Genomic DNA, 21,753 nt, shown 5'->3' with positions numbered 1-21,753 from the left:
ACAACAACTTAGCTGTTCAAAGCTGCCCAGACGCGTGAGGGGCTTACCGGCATGTCGATGTGATCGACGGTTTTGCCACCCGAGTTTAAAGCGTCCAGAACCGCGTTGACCACTGCAGGAGGCGACCCGATTGCGCCAGCCTCTCCGCAGCCTTTGACGCCTAGCGGATTGTGCGTACACGGCGTCTGGCTGGAATGATCCACACCATAAAACGGAAGGTCGTCCGCACGCGGCATCGCATAATCCATGAATGAGGCGCTTAGGAGTTGGCCATTTTCGTCATAGGCACAATTTTCAAGCAATGCTTGACCAATTCCCTGACCAATTCCACCGTGCACCTGACCGTCCACAATCATCGGGTTGATGATATTGCCAAAGTCATCTGCCGCCGTGAAAGTTTCAATTGTGACCTGTCCAGTCTCTGGATCGACTTCGACCTCACAAGCGTAGGCTCCCGCAGGGAACGTGAAATTGGCTGGATCATAGAACGCCGTCTCTTCCAGCCCAGGCTCCACTTCCAGAGGGAAGTTGTGAGGAACGTAAGCCGTCAACGTCACATCGCCCCACGCCACGGATTTATCCGTGCCAGCAACAGTGAACTGACCATCCTTCAATTCGATATCAGCTTCTGACGCTTCCAACAGATGCGCAGCGATCTTTTTCGCTTTATCGATCACTTTTTCTGTTGCCTTTACCATGGCCGAGCCACAGACGGCCAGCGAACGCGAACCATACGTTCCCATTCCAAACGGAATTTTGGAAGTATCACCATGCACGATCTCGACCATCGACTCGTCGATACCGATCATGTCCGCTACGACTTGCGGGAAAGCCGTTTCGTGGCCCTGGCCATGGCTGTGTGCGCCGACCATGACGCTGATTGAGCCAGTGGCGTTTACCCGCACCGTCGCAGCATCATAAAGACCCGCACGAGCCCCTAACATGCCAACAATGTTAGATGGGGCAATTCCACACGCCTCGATGTAACAATTTATACCCAAGCCGCGTAGTTTGCCATTGGCCTCACTTTCCGCGCGGCGCGCCGCAAAGCCAGACAGATCGGCAGCTGCTTCAAGCTTGTCCATTGTCCCATTGTAATTCCCAGTGTCGTAGGTCAACGCCACGGGAGTGTCGTATGGGAACTCGGTGATAAAGTTCTGCCGTCTGAGAGCAATCGGATCCACACCCAATTCACGGGCGGCTTTGTCGATCACACGCTCTAACTGGAACGTGGCCTCGGGGCGACCTGCCCCGCGATAGGCATCCACCGGCACCGTGTTGGTAAACATAGCCTTCACGTTCACCTGAATGACCGGCGTCTTGTAGTTGCCCGCCATCAAAGTACCGTGCAGCCAAGTCGGAACTGAACTAGAGAAAGTCGAAAGATATGCGCCCAAGTTGGCATATGTGTCAGTACGCAAGCCGACGAAATTGTTGTCCGCGTCAAGCGCCAATTCGATTCTGCTGACGTGATCACGGCCCTGTGCGTCAGACATAAACGCCTCGGATCGGCTTGCGGTCCACTTGACGGGTCGCCCACAAGCTTTCGCCGCAAAGGTACAAAAAGCCTCTTCCGCATAGTGGAAGATTTTGGTGCCAAATCCACCGCCGACGTCGGGTGCGACGACGCGAACCTTGTGCTCCGGAAGGCCCAGAACAAAAGCGCACATCAGCAAACGGATAACGTGCGGGTTCTGCGACGTGGTGTACAACGTGTACTCGTCAGTACCGCGCTTGTATTCAGCAACGGCAACGCGAGGCTCCATCGGGTTTGCAACCAAACGGTTGTTGACCAAATCCAGCGTGGTCACATGCGCCGCATTGGCAAAGACCTCATCTACCTTTGCATTATCAGCTTCACCAAGATGCCAGTCATAACAGATGTTATTTTTCAGATCATCGTGAACCAGAGTGGCGCCGTCCTGCGCAGCAGCTTTCATGTCAAGAACCGCGGGTAACTCTTCGATATCCAAAGCAATTGCTTCGGCCGCATCACGCGCCTGTTCCAGCGAATCCGCGACTACCGCTGCTATCGGATCCCCTACATGGCGAACCTTTCCCTGCGCCAGAATTGGATGCGGTGGCTCCTGCATAGGAGCGCCATGACGATCGGTCACTTCCCACCCGCAGGGCATCCCGCCTACGCCCTCGAAATCTTTACCGGTAAAAACTTTCACAACTCCGGGCATGTTTTCTGCCGCAGAGGTGTCCACGGACTTAATTCTGCCGTGCGCGATGTCGGATCTTAGAAAATGCACATAAGCTTGGCCATGCACGTTGATGTCGTCGGTGTAATTGCCTGCTCCGGTCAGAAAGCGCACGTCTTCGCGCCGCTTGGAACTGGCTCCGATGCCACTGTCTTTGGGCATTGCTTGTTCTCCTCCCTGAAAAAGAACTTCCCTGGAAAATTCTTTTTTGGCCGCGTTACTCGGCGGCTATGCTGCTGACGTCTTGGCCGGACGCGGCCATGATCGCTTTGACGATATTGTGATAGCCTGTGCAACGGCACAGGTTTCCTTCAAGGTACTTACGCACCTCGGCCTCAGTTGGGCGCGGGTTTTCCTTCAGTAGTGCTGCCGCGCTCATTACCATTCCCGGCGTGCAGAAACCGCATTGTAGACCGTGATGATCTTGGAAAGCCTGTTGAATCACGTTCAACGACCCGTCCGGGTTTGCCTGACCTTCGATCGTGCCAACTTCCGATCCGTCTGCTTCCAGCGCAAGCATGTTGCACGACTTAACGGCTTCTCCGTTCACGTGTACGACGCAAGCCCCGCATTGTGCGGTGTCGCAGCCAACATGGGTACCGGTCAGTGACAGGTGTTCCCGCAAAAAGCTGGACAACAGGGTCCGGCCTTCGACGTCACCGCTAACGGCCTTACCGTTCACGGTCATTGAGACCTGTGTCATGAGATCCTCCCTATTTAGTGTTTTTCCTTGGCCCGAGTTAAACACGGGAATTTTTGTTTGAGAACAAAAATATTTGCGTGTTTTCCCAAGATGAACTTTCTCGAGTCTATGATAGTGGATCAACACAGCAATTCGGCAAAAGTGCCGTTGCGTCACTTGCTTTTTGCGGCGCGGGGTTGCGGTCTTGTTGGTATCTCTTTGAGAAGGCCGCCGACACCCATGGCGGCAATGTCGTTGCCTGTCGTTTCGATCCCGCAAGCTACTCGGGACAGAACCCAATCTGCCCCATTCAATGCAGGCGAGCGTGCGCAACCCGGCAGACCGATTACGGCACGGCCATGCAAGGACCCAAGAAATAGCAAATTGCCAGGATCTACTGGCATACCAAACCGATCCACGGTTCCACCCGCAGCGCGAACCGCCTCGGGTGCAACATCATTTTCGTCCGAGGTCGCCGAAGCCGTAAGAATCATCACTACGTCGCCGTGAGTATCCAGAATCGCGTTTGAGATCGCCTGTGTTTGGTGGGGAACGATTCGAACGTCCGACAACTCCATCCCTAGCTCTTCCACCCGGCCTCGGATAGCGGCGATGCCTTTTTCATTGGGCGGGCCGCCTGGAATATCCGTTACGACAAGACCTGCAGTATGCAAAACTGGTTTCGCAACCCGTATCGCGCCATGAGCAAGGTTTGCAGCGTAAATTACATCGGCCTTAGGGACGGCATAAGAGATGATTTTGATGGTTGCCACCATGCCGCCAGCATTCATCTGCTGATATTGGGGTACCGTTGCAACAGTAATCATCGCGTTAACTTGATTGAACCGATGCAGCGCGTCTGTACTCAATACAGCGACCCCGGGGCTTTCAGCAACCAAATTGACACGCCCGGTGAATGCTTCGGTCAATCTTAGATTGGCCAAAGATGGATCAGGAGCAAGCGCAGTTGCCAGAGTTCGCGCGGCTTCGTCCTCGTGACAATCGCCTGGTTCCATCCGTGCAACTGTGACATTTGTTAAACCCGCCCGATCCATCTGAGCGATATGTTCGGGTGTCAGCCGAACACCTTTGCGGAGCTTTCGATCCCCGACCTTAACAGAATGCGCGAGAATCGTTCCGCTAGCTCGCGAAACCGGGATCGGTCCGAACTTCACGCCTTACCTCGTAGAACCGCAGTCATTTGCGCAAGAATTGCAACGGCGATTTCAGATGGGTCCGCGGCACCGATATCAAGCCCAATTGGACCATGAATTTGCGCAATCTGATCATCCGTGAAACCGGCCTGTTTCATCCGATCAATGCGCTTGGCGTGTGTACGGGTGGATCCCAAGGCTCCGATATAAAAAACGTTCGCTTGTAAAGCGGCTTGCAGCGCGGGGTCATCCAGTTTCGGATCATGTGAAAGCAAAACAATTGCAGTTCGCGAGTCTAGCCCAAGCTGTTTTACCGCCTCGTCCGGCCAATCCGTTAGGATTTTCTCTCCGGGAAACCGGGCGTTAGAGGCGAAAGCTTCCCTTGGATCGACAATGGCCGGATCATAGCCTGCAATTCTTGCCATGGGAACAAGTGCTTGCGCGATGTGAACCGCCCCGACAACGATTAGGCGCAACGGAGGGTTGTGGACTGCGACAAACGTCTGACCGTCCTCTTCGAAACCCGAACGGTCCATTCGCAATCGATCCGGGTAGGCGTTGTGACGTAAGGCACGTTGCCCGGTTTCGACATTTACCTCGTAAGCAATCGCTTCCCGATTAGCGCGGGCTGCCACCAATTCCTCAAGCATTGCTTCGGGGAAAACCCTGCCGATCGGCTCGACCAACACTCTGATCGTTCCACCACAGGCAAGACCGACGGCAAAGGCGTCCTCGTCGCTGACGCCGAACTCCAAAAGGCGGGCTTCGCCTTCTTCGATAGCGTCAAGGGCTTCGACAATTACCGCCCCTTCGACACAACCACCCGACACCGATCCTTCAATTTGACCATCGCCTCCTATTACCAATTGTGATCCAACACGCCTTGGTGCGCTACCCCATGTTTGCACGACTGTCGCTAGCGCAGCACCCTTGCCACTACGGTACCAGTTCAGTGCTGTTTCAGAACTGTTGTCGAATCTGTCCATCCTAACCTCCGACGGTATTGCGATCCAACATAGGGAGGTTTAGCGCAATGAAAAGCTGTCTGTGCATACTGCACGCCACTTCCCCTCTGTCGACAATCGCTTCGCGGATTGTTCAAACCTTCCAAGGTAATGGCGGGCATAACTACCCTTACCAGGACTGCACAGCCAGAATTCTTTATTCTTTGGATGAGTGGATATCCTCGTGCCACAAGTATACGAATACACAAAGCGTTGATTATGTAAGGTACGAGATTTAGCTTGAACTAAGCGCAGCATCTTTGTTTCAGCGCAGTCCCCGCCAAATTTCTAAAAAAGGAGACAGAAAATTGAAAATCATTACCTCAATGGCCACAATAATCGGGCTAACCGCTGCCTCAGCTGTGTCAGCAGACACATTTCTGAAATATGGCGAGGTTGAAGGTTGGAAGGTCTTTATTGACCAAGATAAAAAGTCCTGCCTGATCGAAGCAGTCGACGATTCTGAAAACGTCGTGCAAATGGGTCTTACCGAAGATAGAGGCGTAGGTTACGTCGGCGTTTTCACCAAGGCAGAGACTGATATAAAACGAGGTGAGACAGAAGCCGTTGCCATTCTTTTGGGTGAAAATATCTACGTCGGCGAAGCCACCGGAATGAAGGGCAACATAACCAAAGGGTACTCTGGCGGCTATGTTTTATCCGATGATCCGCAGTTCGCCGATGATATTGCCAGACAAAAGGTCATGATCGTTTTCCCTGAAAAGGAGTTTGCCTTTTCAGTCGATCTTACAGGCACATACAAAGCCATGGAAATGGCGCGAAAATGTAACGAAGAACAACTGTCGTAAACACTATGAGGTGAGCGAGGCCATTAGCCGAGCTTTCTGTCCCTGGTCGTCGGGTTGCGAGATCACGGCGGCCAATTCTTCCAGAGAAGCAATTGAATGGCCTGCTCTGAAACTGTCGACATGCGGCAGCATTGCAAGAATACCCTGCGCCTTAGGAGTGAACCCGTCCCATCGCAATAATGGATTTAGCCATATCAGGTGGCGGGATGACAGATGGAGGCGTTCCATCTCTGCTTCAAGGCGGTCCGGATCGCCACGCTCCAAACCATCGGTTATCAGTAAAACCACCGCCCCCTGCCCCATGACACGTCTTGACCAGTCGCGATTGAACTGATGAAGGCAATCGCCGATGCGGGTTCCTCCTTCCCAATCCTGTGCTTCGGCACCAGCCGCGGCCAGCGCTGCATCGACGTCACGTTGATGAAGATGGCGAGTTATGTTGGTAAGCCGAGTGCCAAACGTAAAAGCGTAGACCTTGGCCCAACCCGCGCCTTTAGCATTCGATACTGTGTGCAGGAAGTGTAGAATAATACGGCTGTATTGACTCATCGAACCAGAGATATCGCAAAGCGCCACAAGGTTGGGCCAGCGCGGTTTGCGCTGTAACAGTGCGATGTCTCGCATCTCGCCCCCTTGCCTCATAGCTGCACGTAACGTTCGTGCCCGGTCAATGCGGTGTCCAAGATGGCTGGCTTTACCCCTACGCGACTGGATGGGCTTAACCGGCAATGTCATACGCGCCAAAATCCGTTTTGTCTGGGCAATTTCGGCCGTACTCATTTGCTCAAAATCAAGATTACGTAGCCGTTCCTCAGATGACGCGGTCTGTGTCGCATCAATCTCGATCTCGGTTTCTTCTTCCTGTTGATCAACCGATTCGGGTGCGTCGCGTTCCACTCCATCCAGCAGCGCCTCGGCCGCGCGTTTTTCACCAGCGTCGGCCTTACGTTCCTCCTGCACACCGCGAATAGCAGGCAGCATCATCGCCATCATGTGTTCCATGTATCGCGGATCGCGCCAATACATTCGGAAAACCTGCGCAAAAACTGTACGGTGTTCTGGTCGGTTGACGAAGCAGGCATGAAGCGTCCAGTAAAAATCCTGTTTTTTGGTAAAACCCGCTGCCTGTACGGCGCGGATAGCATCGATCACACGACCGGGTCCAATCGGCAACCCAGCCTTGCGCAGCGCCCGCGCAAAATGAGTGATATTATGCGCCAGCTTTGGATTGTCCGGTATGTCCAGCGGGAGTTGTTCAGCCATAACAATCAGGCAGGTTCAAGCGTCGCTTTGGCTTCATCCAAAATCCGTTTGGCTTCGGACCCCTGTAGTTTTTGGATATCGTCCTGATACTTGAGTATGGCCCCCAGCGTATCACCAATCACTTCAGGGCTTAGGTTCATCACGTCCAGGGCCAGCAGGCATTTTGCCCAGTCGATGGTTTCGGCCACGCCCGGCTTCTTGAACAAATCCTCGGTGCGCAGACGCTGAACAAACGCCACGACCTCACGGCTAAGTGCATCCGCAACCTCTGGTGCACGGGCGTGAAGGATTTCAATCTCGCGTTCAAAGTCGGGGTAATCGACCCAGTGATAAAGACAGCGACGCTTCAACGCATCATGCACTTCGCGCGTTCGGTTCGACGTTACGATCACGATCGGTGGTTCTGGGGCTTTGACTGTTCCCAGTTCAGGAATTGTAACCTGAAAATCGCTGAGCGCCTCTAGAAGAAAAGCTTCGAAAGGTTCGTCTGTTCGGTCGAGTTCGTCGATCAGCAAGACAGGAGCGCCCTGTTCGTCGGGCCGCATCGCTTGCAGCAAAGGGCGTTCTACCAAGTATTCATCCGAAAAAAGCTCGGTTTGCAGCGCACCCCGATCAGCACCGCCCGCGGCCTCAGCCGTCCTAATCGCAACCATCTGAGCCGGAAAGTTCCATTCATAGACAGCCGAAGACGCGTCCAACCCTTCGTAACATTGCAGTCGAATTAGTCGACGTCCCAACCCCGCGGCAATCGCTTTGGCAATCTCTGTTTTGCCGACACCGGCTTCACCTTCCAGAAACAATGGTCTTCCCAATTTCAGCGAAAGGAAAACGACCGTCGCCAGCGCCCTGCCGCAAACGTAACCCTGTTCTTTTAAAACTTGCTGCACGGCATCTATGGAATTTGGATGCTTCATGTTGCCCTCACTTGTGTTCCGCCCAACAGGTCACGACCAAAACCGCTCGTCAAGGCTGTCTTCATCGGAGGAGTTACAACGCTGCGATCCAATGGCAAACTTTTTATAGATTAAGACTTCGACCCTATGGCCTTTTACAGCGATTAAGGCTGTGGTAGCGGGATATAATGACAGACACGCTGACGATCCGCCGCCCCGACGACTGGCATCTGCATCTGCGCGATGGCGCAATGCTTCACGCCGTATTACCCGAATCTGCCCGTCATTTTGCGCGCGCAATAATCATGCCCAACTTGGTACCACCGGTTGTACGAGGCGAACAGGCAGCCGCTTACCGTGACCGAATCTTGGATGCATTGCCCGACGGTATGAGCTTCGAGCCTTTGATGACATTATATCTGACGGAGGATACCGACCCTGATGATGTGGCCGCCGCCCATCAAAGCGGACTGATCAAAGCAGTCAAACTGTACCCCGCAGGCGCTACAACCAATTCAGCCTCGGGTGTGCGTGATTTTGACAAGGTGCGTCCGGTGCTGGAAAGGATGGCGGAAATTGGCCTGCCGTTGTGCGTGCATGGCGAAGTCACGGATGCCGAGATCGACATTTTTGACCGTGAGGCGGTTTTCATTGATCGAGTACTGGACCCTGTCCGCATGTCCACGCCGGAATTACGCGTTGTGATGGAGCATGTTACTACCTCGCACGCCGTCGAGTATGTCGTTTCGAGTGAAGTCGGTCTGGGAGCCACAATCACCACGCATCATCTGATTATCAATCGAAACCATATACTGGCGGGTGGGATAAAGCCGCACTACTACTGTTTGCCGGTCGCCAAACGAGAAGAGCACCGTCAAGCACTTTTGGTCGCCGCCACTTCAGGCGACGAACGGTTTTTTCTGGGCACTGACAGTGCGCCACATACTGATGCCAATAAAGAGATGGCTTGCGGATGTGCCGGATGTTTCACCGCCAGCAATACCATGTCATTGCTGGCTGAAATGTTCGAAAGCAAACGAGCGCTCGACAAGCTGGAAGGGTTTACCTCGATCCACGGGCCCAGTTTTTATGGTCTACCTGTCAATGAGGAAACGATCACCCTTACCAAAGGCAGCCCAGTTGAGTATCCGGCGAAGATAGAAACTGACGACGGCCCAGTGACCGTATTCGAGCCAGGGTTTCCATTGCATTGGCGCGTTTCCTAGCCGCCCAATCGCGCGGCCAACTCTGCCGCGCGCCCACCCGTACGCAACATGGACCAAATTTCGTCGACCGTTTCACCGCCAATTAGCTTTGACGCTTTTTCCCTCACTCGGTCCTCACGATCGGACAATGAAAGAGGAGTCAACAGATCGTGAACTGCCTCGCGCCGCGCTCCGTCCCTTCTCAACAAAGACAGAAACGCCTGTGTTTCAGACAAATTTTCATCGGCTTCGACCGAAATTCGGTCTCGTAGGGATATCAGACGCGGATCAGTGCAAACTTCATCCGAAAAACTCTCGGGCAAGGCCGTATCATGGCCAAGAGCCTGCATTGCAATAACCGTCCGGTAAGAAAACTTTGCACCAAGCCCCGTTGTCGGCGCCAATTGATTGCACACACTCATCCATCTGGGGTGAGTTTTGACCTTAAGTTCGGCGACCTCGGGTTCAGCAATGTCCAACTCTCGCGCTGCTTCAAGGGCCGCGTGTAAGCCGTGGCAGCAGGCGTGAAATTTGTGGCTGACATTTTCGAACAGCCATTCCTCACCAAGACCCTCCAGAGCGCTTGCTGTATCATCCGCCCCAAGGTGAGTCGCTCCAAACCCATTGGTTGCTTCGACCGCATCAGGATTGGTTTCGAAGCCGCTTTGGATAAGCAAAGCCGCCTCAACCCCGTTGGACGATGCAAGACCTGCGTTATAAGGTTTTCCCATCGTTCCAAATTGCGTTTTCTGTCCAGCGGCACGAGTTGCCGTCAGGCCCAAAACCTTTTTCATCTGCTCCATATCGAAAGCCATCAAACGACCTGAGGCCACCGCTGCCCCGAATGCCCCCGATGTCGCGGTCTGATGAAAGCCAGCCTGATAGTGCCCTCGTCCAAGCCAAAGGCCAATGCGTATCGATGTTTCCATCCCAACCAAAGCCGCTTCAAGCAGATCGACTATCGGCTTGTCTAAGGCCTGGGCGACTGCGAGTGCTGCCGGAAAAACAGCCACGGATGGGTGGCCGATATGGGCAAAATGGGTATCGTCATAGTCCAACGCATGCGAAACTGTTCCGTTGACTAAAGAGGCCGCACGCAAAGGAGCCGCGCCGCCTCCGAATAGCTTGGCCTGCTCTGCCCCGCCTTCGGCCAGTACCATATTGCGAACGATTTGCGAGACGGGCTCATCTGCACCCGCACGACCCACGGCCAGCCAATCCAATGCTGAAAGAGAAGTCACAATGCGCGCCTGAGCCGTAGTCGATACAGGTCGGGCCGCAAAATTAGCAAGAGCGTTGGTCAAAACCGTCATGAAAAACAGTCTAGCGTCCGTATTGGGCGGGTAAAGCCTCAGCCGTAAAGATCTGCCGCACGTTGTTCAAAGGCGCGGACAATACGGTGCATCGCTTCGTTGAATACGACACCAATAATGCCCTGCAACACCGCGTTCTTAAACTCAAAATCCACATGAAATGAAACGTTGCATCCACCATCTGGTGCATCCTCGAACTGCCAGTCGGACCTCATGTATTTAAATGGTCCGTCCAGGTATTCGGTGTCGATTTTTTTTCGCGCATCAAAGAGCGTTACGCGACTGCCAAACCGCTCTCGGAACACCTTAAACGAAATCACCAGATCCGCGTCCATCACTTTTCCCTCGTCTTTGGAATAAGTTCGCCTGATACGCGCAGCAGCGCACCATGGTAAAAACTCTGGGTATCGCGACACATCACCCACCAATTCGTACATTTGCTGGGCAGTGTATGGCAGAGTTCGCGTTTCGGAATGGGTCGGCATGGCTTTCTGTATTAGCAGGTGACAATGGCGCGTCATGTCGTATGTTGCGCGCCAAAGATCAAGGGGGCACTGATGAGCGACCGCGCATATGTGATAGATGAGATGATCTCGGCCAAAGCGATCGCCGCCAGGATTGAAGAGCTTTGTAGGGAAATCACGGCAGAGTTCGGTGATACCGACAAGCTGATTGTTGTCGGCCTGCTGCGTGGCAGTTTTGTATTCATCGCAGACTTGGTGCGGGAACTCGATTTACCAATCGAGGTGGATTTTCTCGAAGCGTCCTCATACGGAGACGCGATGGAAAGTAGTAGAGAAGTTCGTATTCTCAAAGACTTGCGGGGTGCTATTGAAGGTCGTGACGTTCTGGTTGTCGAGGATATCGTCGACACTGGGCACACGCTAAACCATGTCACGCAACTGTTGAATAGCCGATCACCCAAGCGGTTAAAATCCATTGCCTTGCTGGACAAACCAAGCCGCCGAGAAGTGGATTTCCGATCCGATTGGATCGGATTTGAGATTCCGGATGAATTTGTGGTGGGTTACGGAATCGACTACGCACAAAGAAACAGGAATTTGCCTTTTATCGGTAAAGTACGCTTTATTGGCGACTAAAGGGGATCTCACACACTGTCATGCACCACATGAAACGAACGTGTATTTGTGCCCGAAGCTAACCAGTCGACATCAGGATTCAAAACCCAAAAGACGGTTTATAGCGGCCAGAAAAACGCCGGTTCCGACCGGAATCAAGGCATCTGGAAAATCATAGTCAGGGTTGTGTAATTGCGGATGGTGCTTGCCTGCTCCGAGCCAAAACATCGCCGTTTTCGCACCTTTGGCAAATTGTCCGAAATCTTCGGAAAATCGCTGTGGATTTGACGATGTTAGAACAGATAGACCCATCGCTGCACATGCGTCCGAAACAACTCGAACAGCTTCGGAATCATTGCTGCAAGCTTCGAAAATATCATCGTATTCAATGGTTACAGACAGACCTTCAGCTTCCGCCAAAGAACGAACCATGCTTTCGGCTGCCCCAATCAATTCCGCCATTCTGACATCCGTCACTGTACGTAATGTCACCCACAGCTCAGCATGACCCGGGGACACACCAAATGTGGCTGCGCCCAGATTGGCGTGCGTTACAGTGGTTAAAGCAAAGGCTTCATCCATAGGGCCGTCCGGCCCCATTTTTTCAAGTTCAAACATTAACCGAGATAATGCCTGCGCGGGAGATTTGCCGTCATGTGGCGCAGCTGCGTGAGAGGTTTTGCCGACCAAAACTATTCGCATTCCGCGCGACGCGCAATTTGCTGGACCCGGACATAACTCAACTTGCCCTAGGTCAAGCCCCGGCAAATTGTGGAGCGAGAATACATAGTCCGGAGTGATTTCTGCAAATTTCGGATCATGACGAAAAGCAACTGCGCCTTTTCCTGTTTCCTCTGCGGGCTGAAAGATTAAAACGACCGATCCGGTTTCCAGTCGAGAGTTAGACAGCGCCTTGGCCACACCCAAAACCATGGCCATGTGACCATCGTGACCGCACAGATGCCCTCTGCCGGTATATTCGGACACATAGGTTAAGTCTGCGGTCTCTTGAATCGGCAGCCCGTCAAGCTCGCACCGGATTGCTACAATCGGGCCCTTTTTTCCGCTTTCATATACGGCGGCGACACCGTGGCCACCTACGTCAGTCAATACTCTATCCGGGGAACAGGCTGCTAAAACTTCCACGATTGCAGCCGCAGTTTCTTGTTCTTCCCCAGATATTTCCGGGCGCTTGTGAAGATCGTGGCGAATTTGCGTCAACCACGCCTGATCCTCAGGAGTCACCCTTTTGTCAACTTTTGCTCACGTGCTTTTCGTAGCCGGACAAAATCATCTCCTGCATGATATGAGGAGCGGGTCAAAGGCGTCGCAGAAACCATCAGAAAACCTTTACCAAAGGCCGATTTTTCGTATGCGGCGAATTCTTCGGGTGTGACAAAGCGATCGACACGGTGGTGTTTTGGGGTCGGCTGCAGATACTGACCGATGGTAAGAAAATCGATGTTGGCTGCACGCATGTCATCCATAACCTGACGGACCTGTTGTTCATCTTCGCCCAATCCGACCATAATGCCCGATTTAGTGAAAATCGATTGGTCCATCTCTTTCACACGTTGCAAAAGGCGTAGCGAATGAAAATACCGGGCGCCCGGACGCACTTGCGGATAAAGGCCGGGAACAGTTTCAAGATTGTGATTAAAAACGTCAGGTCGCGCCTCAACCACAGTTTCCAGAACTGACGGATCACATTTGAGGAAATCGGGCGTTAAAATCTCGATCGTTGTTTTTGGCGAACGGTGTCGAACAGCTCGGATAGTTTGTGCGAAATGGTCTGCCCCTCCGTCTTCGAGATCATCCCGATCGACAGACGTAATCACAACGTGGTTTAGGCCCAACTTTTCAACGGCGTGAGCTACGCGACCGGGCTCGAAAACGTCAAGTTCATCGGGGCGCCCGGTAGCGATGTTGCAAAACGTGCATCCTCGGGTGCAAATCTCACCCATGATCATCATGGTTGCGTGCCCTTGGCTCCAACACTCACCAACATTCGGGCATCCGGCCTCCTCACAAACAGTTACCAGATTATTTTCACGCATGATCTTGTGAGTGTCCGCGTATCCCTTGCCACCCGGGGCCTTCACGCGAATCCACTTTGGCTTTTTCGGCTGCGCGTTGTCAGGCCGATGGGCTTTTTCAGGATGTCTTTGCTCGGGTATTTTCAGATCACGCACTGACGTAATTCCTGGCTATTTGTGAATTTTCCATTGCCTAACATAGTTTGCGAACGGCCTCTAGACCATCAGAGCATATCCGCTATGCGAATTTGGGCGTGGATTCGGAACTTAAGTCGCTGAATGCACATTCGAAATCTTTTATACAGTCACGACTATCATCGCACTGCCGCGGCGCATTCACCAGGAATTTGTTTTCGACACGCACACCTGACTGTATCAGTCGGAAATACCTTTTATCTCTAACGGAAAATAAAGCATCACAATGAAGCACACTCAAAATTAGGTTAACCAATAAAATCAGATTTTTGGCGTCAATAGTTTCTGTGAATTTCCAATTACGCAATCATGGTTTCAGCGTATAGACGTATTCCGGAGAAGAACTGAACAGATCAAGCGTTGAACGCGATCAATGCAAAGGATTTCCAGCGTGATAATTGAGGGTGTGGCGTGAAACTATATACGTGTGTTCTTCACAATCCTCTCACCGACCTGCTGCACCACGTGTGACAGCCCATCAAACCATTCTTCCGAGGCGGTCGAGTTGCGCCGGACCAATCCAATTGTTCTGGATGGTTGTGGAGATCCAAATCTGAGTAGTTGCAGGCCCGGAACCGCTTCCGTCTCAGATCGCGCCGCCAGCTCGGGCATCAGCGTAAGCCCGAATCCCTCTGCTACCAACCGTGATAAAGTCGCCAGTGAAGACGCGCCCATATTGATTTGACCGCTGGATCGATCCTGCCCGCAAACCTCTAACGCCTGATCGGTTAAACAATGACCGTCTTCAAGTAACATCAACTGCGCAGCTTTGAGATCGACCGGTCGTACAGCATCTGGGTTGACGCCAAGTCGGCGTACGCGTTCGCCGCTGCCTGCCAATAGGAACCGATCCTCGAACAGTGGTTGTTCGTACAAATCAACGCCGCCTGACGGCAGAGCCAGAACAGCCGCGTCAATCTCGCCGTTACGCAACATTGATATTAATCCATCGGTTCTGGCCTCTCGAATTTGCACCCGCAACGAGACATCACCCGCGCGTAGCCCCGCCAGTACACCCGGAAGCAAATAGGGGGCTACCGTCGGTATTATACCCAGCGACAAAGAACGGTGTCCGCCCGAGTGATCATGAGCAAACTTTTCCAAATGGTCCGCCGCCTCAAGAATTGAACGTACCCGTTCAAGGACATCTCGGCCTAGAGGGGTAAGCAGGATGTCGCGGGCCTGCCGCTCCAACAGAGATCCGCCCATTGCCTCCTCCAGTGCTTTGATCTGAACGGATAAAGCCGGTTGCGAAACATTACAGACTTGCGCCGCTCTGCCAAAGTTTCGCTGTTCAGCGACGGCTTGGAAATATAGCAACTGCCTAAGAGTAAAATTCATAACCTCTGACTATCAATTTTCGGCATTTTCGCAAGAAGGCCTTATTTTTATGGCGGGATTTTATCCGATTAGACGGTCCCGTTCGGCTTGATCATCGTAGTGTCGCTTAAGTCGCTGCAGTGCGATACGTAGGACAATTTTGCCAGACCGTGCTGACCAACCCATTCGCTTTTCGGCAAGTTCCAACCCTTCCAAATAGCAGCAACAGCGCAAAGCCACGTCACTTAGGCCAGGCCCAAGATCCGACAGGGCCCGACCCACCCGGTCTCGCGCGGCAGATGCGCCTTGCCCGGAAAAAGTGTCAGGCTGGAAGCCGCCTCGCCCGCCTCCAGTTAAATATCGGTCCCAATTTTGGGCCACCTGCGGACCGATCTGCGAAAGCTCGAAATCCTCGCGCAGACGTTCTCCGGCAGCAACTAACGTTTCATCAAGAAATGGTTTGCCATTCCGATCGCGTCTGCGTGACAATGCCATCAACGGACTTTCGGCGGCGTTGTAGCGTATTCGTCGCGTCCGTTCACTAATCCGATCTTTTTCATCCACTGCACATGGCTGGAAAGCAGATTGAGCCTCGCCCATTCCGTATTCATTTCGGGTTCGGGCTGTGTTTTCAGTTTTGGCAATAAGGTGGCTAAGCGCCGCACGGCCTGACGTGGAGATTCTGTAGCGCGAAATTCGCCCCGGTTTATCGCATGAAATCCAATCTTTAAGGGCCATTGCTTGGGCGATTTTGCAGTCGACAACCGTGGTTTTAGTCGCACTTCTGAAGCCTCCATCGCGCACGACGACCGCCTTTTCCATGTCCTCTGCCACGGCAAGCACCGCTCCTGTCTCGCATAACCTGCGCAGCACTCGCAGCACTTCTCGCTCAAACTCATCATCTCCTTGAGCTTCAAAGTCCGCTTGACGCGTAGCGTTTCCGGCCATTTGGTCACCCCCATCAACGTGCGGAAAGTGCGTCCGAGCCAACGATTGCAATTCCGCATCAACCAACGGATCATCCCGGCGCATTTCTATACGACGAATTTGCCTGAGAATGGTCGAGGCATGGCACCCTGCCGACCGCGCAATATCACGAATGGATCGGCCGGACTCAGTGTGATCGAGATAACGTTGAGCCCCTTCAGGGACCCACGCTGGAACGGTGAAAGCCAGAGTGTTTTCCATAGATTTAAGCCTTTGTCGATTTAACAAACTGCCACTGCTCGCCGCTGGATTCATGGTTAACCAATTATAAATATGTACGTTTTTGTTACTTGTTCGTTAACCGCAGACGGGGAACGATAAAATTCAATTATAAAGATAAACACTCGTGAAACCATCGTCCGGCGTGACGGGGTCCAAGGGAACACTTGCTCAGGTTGTGTACAAACACCGTGCAACCTCAAATGCAAAGGAACACACAGTGCAGGACTTGATGACAACGATCTCGACACTCCACCGCCCTCGCCTGCTGGCCCGAGCGGCAAAAGAGGGCGCTCTGGAATACGTGCGTGAGCGGCACCTGCAGCGCATTCTTGGTTACGGCAGCTTACCTGGATCAGGGGCAGCTTTGATGCGTCTTATGGAATTGGAGCGTGACGTTAATGCACAACGCCTTGAGGATGACTCAGCTTATTCACTGGTTCGTCATTTAGATCTGATGATCGCAATAGTTGGAGAGGCGCGACTATTTCAAGCAAGCCGCGCCTATCGCCTTCAGTAGTTAGGTAAAGGCATCCGGCATTGATGCCTTTTTTTCGCCCACATAGTCTTGCAAAGCGGAATTGATGTCCGGATCAAGCTGCGGTTGTTTGTAGTTCGCTAACAAATGCTCGACACGCGCCGAGGCCAAAACGCGGGTGTCGCGGCTGCCTTCTTCTTCCCAGGTTTCAAACGGCTTGTAGTCCAGCAGTTCGGATTTCCAGAAAGCATCGCGGAAGTTGGCTTGCGTGTGGGCGCAGCCGAGATAGTGACCACCCGGGCCTACCTCGCGTATGGCATCCAGACCCAGTGCGTTATCGTCATAGGCAACGCCTTTAGCCAAACCGTGCAACACACCCAGTTGATCCGCGTCCATCACGAATTTTTCAAAGTCAGCTACCAAACCGCCTTCCAGCCAACCGCAGGAATGCAACATAAAATTCACGCCCGCCATCAGCCCCATGTTCAACGAGTTAGCTGTCTCATATGCAGCCTGCGCGTCAGGCAATTTCGACCCACAGAACGAACCCGCAGAGCGATACGGCAAGCCCAACCGCCTTGCCAATTGGCCGGCCCCATATGTCACAAGTGACGCTTCCGGAGTGCCGAATGTCGGAGCACCGGAGTTCATGTCGATTGAAGAAACGAAAGCGCCAAAAATTACCGGGGCTCCGGGTCGGATAAGCTGACTATACGCAACACCTGCCAAAACTTCGGCCAGAACTTGTGTCAGGGTTCCCGCCACAGAAACCGGTGCCATTGCACCTCCGACAATAAACGGAGAGACGATGCACGCCTGATTGTTTTTGGCATAAACCTCCAGCGCGCCCATCATCACATCGTCAAAAGTCATTGGCGAATTGATGTTAATAAGAGACGTCATCACGGTGTTTTCCTGCACAAAATCCTTTCCAAACAGAATTTCGCACATGTCCACCGAATCTTGCGCGCGGCTCGGCTCTGTAACTGATCCCATGAAGGGTTTGTCTGACAAAGTCATATGAGCCATCAGCATATCCAAATGGCGCTTGTTCACGGGCACATCCGTCGGCTCACATACTGTCCCCCCGGAGTGGTGCAGCCATTTCGACATGTAGGCCAGTTTCACGAACTTGTTGAAATCGTCCATGGTCGCGTAACGCCGCCCACCTTGCGCATCCCGCACAAACGGAGGCCCATAAACCGGGGCAAGAACCAAATTTCGCCCACCGATCACCACAGATTTTTCTGGATTTCGGGCATGCTGAGTGAATTGCGAGGGCGCTGTCTTTATCAACTGACGCGCCAACCCGCGCGGAATACGGACACGTTCGCCGTCAATGTCCGCACCCGCCTCGCTCCAACGATCCAACGCAGCGGGGTTGTCAACGAAATTTACCCCGATTTCCTCTAGTACGGTTTCCGCGTTGTTTTCGATTATTTCCAGCGCTTCATCGTTTAGGACTTCAAAATTGGGTATGTTGCGCTCAATGTACTTAGCGGTTTCGATGACAACCGCGGTCCGTTCAGCTCGACGGGCCGCGCCTCCGCCCCCTCTCGCCCTGCGGCGGGTGTTTGCCTCTGCCATGAGATTATCCCGTCTATTTGGTAACTGTTGCCTGGTTTGTTACAAGATCACTGCACGACGCCGAAGGTTCATAACGGCGTAATCGGGGAAAAAGCGACATGTAAGGACCCAGCAAATCACTGCTCAGCAACTAACGTTGCAACTGGTTTTTCCAGTAGTACCGAATTCTCTGTTTGGGCGACTTCGAACCAGCCAAGGTGACGGTATATCGATCTCGTGTCTCGCATAAGCTTGTGCGTACGAAGTCTCAGCAATGAAAAACTACAATCGCGTGCTGTAGTTTCAGCAACTTCCAATAGGCGACGCGCTATACCACGGCCCTGCCCCTCGGGAGCAACGGCAAGGTTGAATATCATTATGGCGTCAGAAACTTCATCGAAGATAATTACCCCAAGGATTTGTTCGTCCACTTCCGCGACAGTCACGTTGTGCTTGTTGATATCTTGCTCGATTCCGCTGGTCACGTCCGGCAAATCGGCTATGGCGCCAAGCGCTGATGCGTAGGCACGGGCAACGCAAAGACGTATAGCGCCAGAATCGGAAGGAACAGCTGCCCGGTACTCGATAGCGGCCATTTTTTCGTTCTCCTGTCGTTGCCAAACCAAGGGTGCAAGGCATTTGACCTCATTGCGCTTGCACAAGCAAGGTATGCGACCTAATAGCCAAGCATGACCCAAGACACTCATGACCGCCTTCTGATCATCGACTTCGGCAGCCAGGTAACGCAGTTGATCGCTCGTCGTCTGCGCGAACTGAACGTTTATTGCGAGATTCACCCTTACCAAAACGTCACGATGGAATTCGTACGTGAAATGGCGCCTCGTGCGATTATCTTTTCGGGAGGGCCCGACAGCGTCACCCGGGCGGGTTCTCCAAGAGTTCCAGAAGAAATTTTTGACTTTGGCGTTCCAATTTTGGGAATTTGCTACGGCCAACAAGTGATGATGCACCAATTGGGCGGCAGCGTCGAAAGTGGCCATGGAACCGCCGAATTCGGTCGGGCTTTTGTCACCCCAAAAGGTAAGCTGGATATTCTAACCGGCTGGTTTGCGGGCGGTGATGAACAGGTCTGGATGAGTCACGGCGATCATGTCAGCGAAATCGCGCCGGGGTTCCAAGTTTTTGGCACGTCACCGAATGCTCCCTTCGCGATAACTGCCGACACCGACAGGCATTTTTACGCGGTGCAGTTCCACCCCGAAGTTCACCACACACCAAAAGGCGCAAAGCTTTACGAGAACTTTGTAAAGCTGGCGGGGTTTACTGGCGACTGGACGATGGGCGCGTATCGTGAACAGATGATCGACAAGATCCGCCAGCAGGTCGGAGATAAAAAGGTCATTTGCGGCCTGTCCGGCGGCGTCGACAGTTCCGTCGCAGCCATATTGATTCACGAAGCTATCGGGGATCAGTTGACCTGTGTTTTCGTTGATCACGGTTTGCTGCGGAAAAACGAAGCTACCGAGGTCGTCGGAATGTTTCGGGACAATTATAACATTCAACTGATCCACGCCGATGAAAGTGAGCTTTTCCTTGGTGAGCTGGACGGCCAAAGCGACCCAGAAACCAAACGTAAAATCATCGGCAAGCTATTTATCGACGTATTTCAGAAACATGCAGATACCATAGAAGGTGCTGAGTTCCTTGCCCAAGGCACGCTTTATCCTGACGTGATCGAATCTGTATCCTTCTCTGGCGGGCCCTCGGTTACTATAAAGTCGCACCACAATGTCGGGGGCCTTCCAGAAAAAATGGGTCTGAAGTTGGTCGAACCTCTTCGCGAACTATTCAAGGACGAAGTGAGGGCTTTGGGGCGTGAGTTGGGATTGCCGCCCAGCTTTATCGGTCGTCACCCTTTTCCGGGTCCGGGCCTTGCGATCCGTTGCCCCGGTGAGATTACGCGCGAAAAATTGGATATCCTTCGTGAAGCGGACGCTGTTTTTATCGAGCAGATTCGCAAACACGGGCTATATGACGATATCTGGCAAGCTTTTGTGGCGATTCTGCCTGTGCGAACCGTTGGGGTAATGGGTGATGGACGGACATACGATTACGCGTGCGCGCTTCGTGCCGTAACGTCAGTTGATGGGATGACCGCCGATTATTATCCTTTTAGCCATGAATTTCTTGGCGAGACTGCAACTCGCATCATCAATGAAGTTAAGGGCATCAATCGTTGCACGTATGACATTACTTCTAAACCTCCCGGCACAATTGAGTGGGAGTGAAGTATTTGGAAATTTACCTTCGCTTGTTATTTGACGCTCCGGAGAAACCTTAATAGTTTCCGATTGTTAAAGAACTAAGTTCGCGAGAAGCTTTATGAACGAAAAGGTGCAGGTCGGTAAGGCTGCTCTATGGATGACGGGCGCCATCGCTTCCTTCTCGTCGATGGCCGTTGCAGGTCGCGAGTTGAGCACTACGCATGATACGTTTGAAATAATGTTCTACCGCAGCCTTGTTGGCATCTGCGTGGTGGCGGCAATCCTGACATTGACCCGTAAATGGCACCAGGTTTCGACCCATCGAATTGGGCTGCATGGCATTCGAAACGTAGTGCACTTCACCGGTCAGAACCTTTGGTTTTACGCAGTGAGCGTAGTCCCATTGGCGCAGGTATTTGCGCTGGAGTTCACGCAACCGATTTGGGTCATTCTTCTTTCTCCGCTTCTGTTGAAAGAGAGGCTGACAACATTGCGAGTGATCTCCGCACTCATCGGGTTTACCGGGATTCTGATTGTTACGCGCCCCGGTGCTGTACCCATAAATGTTGGTATGATCGCTGCGGCGATGTCTGCTATTTTCTTTGCTCTTACAACTATTTCCACGAAGTATTTAACCCGTTTCGCAAGTATAGGGTGCATCATGTTCTGGCTGACGGTGATGCAAGCCGGACTGGGGTTATTGGCAGCTGGAATTGATGGTCAGATCACCATGCCCAACGCTGGTACTGCGCCATTTTTGCTTTTAGTTGGCCTGGCCGGTTTGCTTGCACATTATTGTATCACAAATGCTCTCGCGATTGCCCCTGCGACGGTCGTTGTGCCGTTTGATTTTGCTCGCCTGCCTACGATCGCGATCGCAGGGATGATTCTGTATAGGGAACCTTTGGACTATTGGACGCTTTTAGGGGCCATGGTCATATTCGCAGGCATCTTTTTGAATGTTCACTCCGAAAATCGTAGCCAAACGGCAACAGTTCGGAGTGGTACTCCAACAAAGTAACGTTCGGTCATCAGTTGACGACTAATTAGGGTTTAAGAAAATAACATCCCGGTAACAAAGCCGGGTGTGCGCAAAAAGGTGCACATCGTAGGCGAGC

20 protein-coding genes are annotated in these 21,753 nt (G+C 52.7%); 6 read left to right on the top strand and 14 right to left on the bottom strand.

Annotated features, from left to right (window positions below):
• Positions 1-8: 8 nt before the first annotated feature.
• From AC2FNE_RS03475 to AC2FNE_RS03460, 4 genes are all read right to left on the bottom strand, one after another.
• The gene (locus tag AC2FNE_RS03475) at positions 9-2,369 is read right to left on the bottom strand and encodes a xanthine dehydrogenase family protein molybdopterin-binding subunit (RefSeq protein ID WP_170606739.1); all 2,361 of its coding nucleotides are present in this window, start codon (positions 2,367-2,369) and stop codon (positions 9-11) included.
• A 55-nt stretch (positions 2,370-2,424) separates the two neighbouring features.
• Positions 2,425-2,910, bottom strand: a complete 486-nt coding sequence (locus AC2FNE_RS03470) for a (2Fe-2S)-binding protein (RefSeq protein WP_170480267.1) — start codon at positions 2,908-2,910, stop codon at positions 2,425-2,427.
• Between the two features lie 152 nt (positions 2,911-3,062).
• Positions 3,063-4,064 carry a molybdopterin-binding protein gene (locus AC2FNE_RS03465; RefSeq protein WP_170606737.1) on the bottom strand — a complete coding sequence of 334 codons (1,002 nt, stop codon included), beginning with the start codon at positions 4,062-4,064 and terminating at the stop codon, positions 3,063-3,065.
• On the bottom strand, positions 4,061-5,029 hold the full coding sequence (locus tag AC2FNE_RS03460) for an XdhC family protein (RefSeq protein WP_496804795.1): 969 nt from the start codon (positions 5,027-5,029) through the stop codon (positions 4,061-4,063). Before AC2FNE_RS03460 ends, AC2FNE_RS03465 begins: the two co-directional genes overlap by 4 nt.
• Positions 5,030-5,355: 326 nt before the next feature.
• Between AC2FNE_RS03460 and AC2FNE_RS03455 the strand changes: the two genes are divergently transcribed.
• Positions 5,356-5,856: a hypothetical protein gene (locus tag AC2FNE_RS03455; RefSeq protein WP_170480262.1), complete on the top strand. Its 501-nt coding sequence runs from the start codon at positions 5,356-5,358 to the stop codon at positions 5,854-5,856.
• Positions 5,857-5,859: 3 nt separating this feature from the next.
• Here AC2FNE_RS03455 and AC2FNE_RS03450 read toward each other — a convergent pair whose 3' ends face one another.
• Entirely contained in the window at positions 5,860-7,119 is a 1,260-nt protein-coding gene (locus AC2FNE_RS03450) for a vWA domain-containing protein (RefSeq protein ID WP_170606733.1), read from the bottom strand.
• Between the two features lie 5 nt (positions 7,120-7,124).
• Entirely contained in the window at positions 7,125-8,033 is a 909-nt protein-coding gene (locus AC2FNE_RS03445; protein ID WP_170606731.1) for an AAA family ATPase, read from the bottom strand.
• 167 nt (positions 8,034-8,200) lie between these two features.
• On the opposite strand from AC2FNE_RS03445, the gene pyrC reads away from it, so the two are divergent.
• Positions 8,201-9,238, top strand: coding sequence for a dihydroorotase (pyrC, locus tag AC2FNE_RS03440; RefSeq protein WP_496804794.1), 1,038 nt, complete (start codon positions 8,201-8,203; stop codon positions 9,236-9,238).
• On the opposite strand, the gene AC2FNE_RS03435 is transcribed toward pyrC, so the two are convergent.
• Entirely contained in the window at positions 9,235-10,530 is a 1,296-nt protein-coding gene (locus tag AC2FNE_RS03435; RefSeq protein ID WP_496804793.1) for an MmgE/PrpD family protein, read from the bottom strand. The two genes, pyrC and AC2FNE_RS03435, sit on opposite strands and share 4 nt — an antisense overlap.
• Before the next feature lie 38 nt (positions 10,531-10,568).
• The gene (locus tag AC2FNE_RS03430) at positions 10,569-11,015 is read right to left on the bottom strand and encodes a type II toxin-antitoxin system RatA family toxin (protein ID WP_170607011.1); all 447 of its coding nucleotides are present in this window, start codon (positions 11,013-11,015) and stop codon (positions 10,569-10,571) included.
• A 72-nt stretch (positions 11,016-11,087) separates the two neighbouring features.
• Between AC2FNE_RS03430 and hpt the strand changes: the two genes are divergently transcribed.
• Positions 11,088-11,630, top strand: coding sequence for a hypoxanthine phosphoribosyltransferase (hpt, locus tag AC2FNE_RS03425; protein WP_170480250.1), 543 nt, complete (start codon positions 11,088-11,090; stop codon positions 11,628-11,630).
• Between the two features lie 72 nt (positions 11,631-11,702).
• Here the strand turns inward: hpt and AC2FNE_RS03420 are convergent, their stop codons facing one another.
• The 4 genes from AC2FNE_RS03420 to AC2FNE_RS03405 form a co-directional block, all read right to left on the bottom strand.
• Positions 11,703-12,854 (bottom strand): amidohydrolase, encoded by a 1,152-nt coding sequence (locus AC2FNE_RS03420; RefSeq protein ID WP_496804792.1) that lies wholly within the window; start codon positions 12,852-12,854, stop codon positions 11,703-11,705.
• The gene (lipA, locus tag AC2FNE_RS03415) at positions 12,851-13,801 is read right to left on the bottom strand and encodes a lipoyl synthase (protein ID WP_170606720.1); all 951 of its coding nucleotides are present in this window, start codon (positions 13,799-13,801) and stop codon (positions 12,851-12,853) included. Before lipA ends, AC2FNE_RS03420 begins: the two co-directional genes overlap by 4 nt.
• 456 nt (positions 13,802-14,257) lie before the next feature.
• The gene (locus tag AC2FNE_RS03410) at positions 14,258-15,181 is read right to left on the bottom strand and encodes a hydrogen peroxide-inducible genes activator (RefSeq protein ID WP_170480244.1); all 924 of its coding nucleotides are present in this window, start codon (positions 15,179-15,181) and stop codon (positions 14,258-14,260) included.
• Between the two features lie 60 nt (positions 15,182-15,241).
• Positions 15,242-16,348, bottom strand: a complete 1,107-nt coding sequence (locus AC2FNE_RS03405) for a DUF6456 domain-containing protein (RefSeq protein ID WP_496804791.1) — start codon at positions 16,346-16,348, stop codon at positions 15,242-15,244.
• A gap of 145 nt (positions 16,349-16,493) precedes the next feature.
• Between AC2FNE_RS03405 and AC2FNE_RS03400 the strand changes: the two genes are divergently transcribed.
• Positions 16,494-16,886, top strand: a complete 393-nt coding sequence (locus AC2FNE_RS03400) for a DUF6477 family protein (protein ID WP_496804790.1) — start codon at positions 16,494-16,496, stop codon at positions 16,884-16,886.
• Here AC2FNE_RS03400 and AC2FNE_RS03395 read toward each other — a convergent pair whose 3' ends face one another.
• Both AC2FNE_RS03395 and AC2FNE_RS03390 read right to left on the bottom strand, forming a co-directional pair.
• On the bottom strand, positions 16,887-18,431 hold the full coding sequence (locus tag AC2FNE_RS03395; protein WP_170606716.1) for a trimethylamine methyltransferase family protein: 1,545 nt from the start codon (positions 18,429-18,431) through the stop codon (positions 16,887-16,889). It lies immediately after the preceding gene.
• A gap of 116 nt (positions 18,432-18,547) precedes the next feature.
• Positions 18,548-19,006, bottom strand: a complete 459-nt coding sequence (locus AC2FNE_RS03390) for a GNAT family N-acetyltransferase (RefSeq protein ID WP_170606714.1) — start codon at positions 19,004-19,006, stop codon at positions 18,548-18,550.
• 93 nt (positions 19,007-19,099) lie between these two features.
• On the opposite strand from AC2FNE_RS03390, the gene guaA reads away from it, so the two are divergent.
• Positions 19,100-20,659 (top strand): glutamine-hydrolyzing GMP synthase, encoded by a 1,560-nt coding sequence (gene guaA / locus AC2FNE_RS03385; protein ID WP_170606712.1) that lies wholly within the window; start codon positions 19,100-19,102, stop codon positions 20,657-20,659.
• 94 nt (positions 20,660-20,753) lie between these two features.
• Positions 20,754-21,656 carry a DMT family transporter gene (locus AC2FNE_RS03380; RefSeq protein ID WP_496804789.1) on the top strand — a complete coding sequence of 301 codons (903 nt, stop codon included), beginning with the start codon at positions 20,754-20,756 and terminating at the stop codon, positions 21,654-21,656.
• Positions 21,657-21,753 lie beyond the last annotated feature (97 nt).

It is taken from the genome of Ruegeria sp. YKSD179 (assembly GCF_059612885.1).
This window is presented reverse-complemented; position numbering and strand designations above follow the sequence as displayed.

Bases quoted from the DNA above. Each gene is read 5' to 3' on its own strand.
- AC2FNE_RS03395 (WP_170606716.1), bottom strand. From the start codon at position 18,431: ATGGCAGAGGCAAACACCCGCCGCAGGGCGAGAGGGGGCGGAGGCGCG.
- AC2FNE_RS03390 (WP_170606714.1), bottom strand. From the start codon at position 19,006: ATGGCCGCTATCGAGTACCGGGCAGCTGTTCCTTCCGATTCTGGCGCT.
- AC2FNE_RS03460 (WP_496804795.1), bottom strand. From the start codon at position 5,029: ATGGACAGATTCGACAACAGTTCTGAAACAGCACTGAACTGGTACCGT.
- pyrC (WP_496804794.1), top strand. From the start codon at position 8,201: ATGACAGACACGCTGACGATCCGCCGCCCCGACGACTGGCATCTGCAT.
- AC2FNE_RS03380 (WP_496804789.1), top strand. From the start codon at position 20,754: ATGAACGAAAAGGTGCAGGTCGGTAAGGCTGCTCTATGGATGACGGGC.
- AC2FNE_RS03445 (WP_170606731.1), bottom strand. From the start codon at position 8,033: ATGAAGCATCCAAATTCCATAGATGCCGTGCAGCAAGTTTTAAAAGAA.
- AC2FNE_RS03410 (WP_170480244.1), bottom strand. From the start codon at position 15,181: ATGAATTTTACTCTTAGGCAGTTGCTATATTTCCAAGCCGTCGCTGAA.
- AC2FNE_RS03450 (WP_170606733.1), bottom strand. From the start codon at position 7,119: ATGGCTGAACAACTCCCGCTGGACATACCGGACAATCCAAAGCTGGCG.
- AC2FNE_RS03475 (WP_170606739.1), bottom strand. From the start codon at position 2,369: ATGCCCAAAGACAGTGGCATCGGAGCCAGTTCCAAGCGGCGCGAAGAC.
- AC2FNE_RS03405 (WP_496804791.1), bottom strand. From the start codon at position 16,348: ATGGAAAACACTCTGGCTTTCACCGTTCCAGCGTGGGTCCCTGAAGGG.
- hpt (WP_170480250.1), top strand. From the start codon at position 11,088: ATGAGCGACCGCGCATATGTGATAGATGAGATGATCTCGGCCAAAGCG.
- AC2FNE_RS03430 (WP_170607011.1), bottom strand. From the start codon at position 11,015: ATGCCGACCCATTCCGAAACGCGAACTCTGCCATACACTGCCCAGCAA.
- AC2FNE_RS03470 (WP_170480267.1), bottom strand. From the start codon at position 2,910: ATGACACAGGTCTCAATGACCGTGAACGGTAAGGCCGTTAGCGGTGAC.
- guaA (WP_170606712.1), top strand. From the start codon at position 19,100: ATGACCCAAGACACTCATGACCGCCTTCTGATCATCGACTTCGGCAGC.
- AC2FNE_RS03435 (WP_496804793.1), bottom strand. From the start codon at position 10,530: ATGACGGTTTTGACCAACGCTCTTGCTAATTTTGCGGCCCGACCTGTA.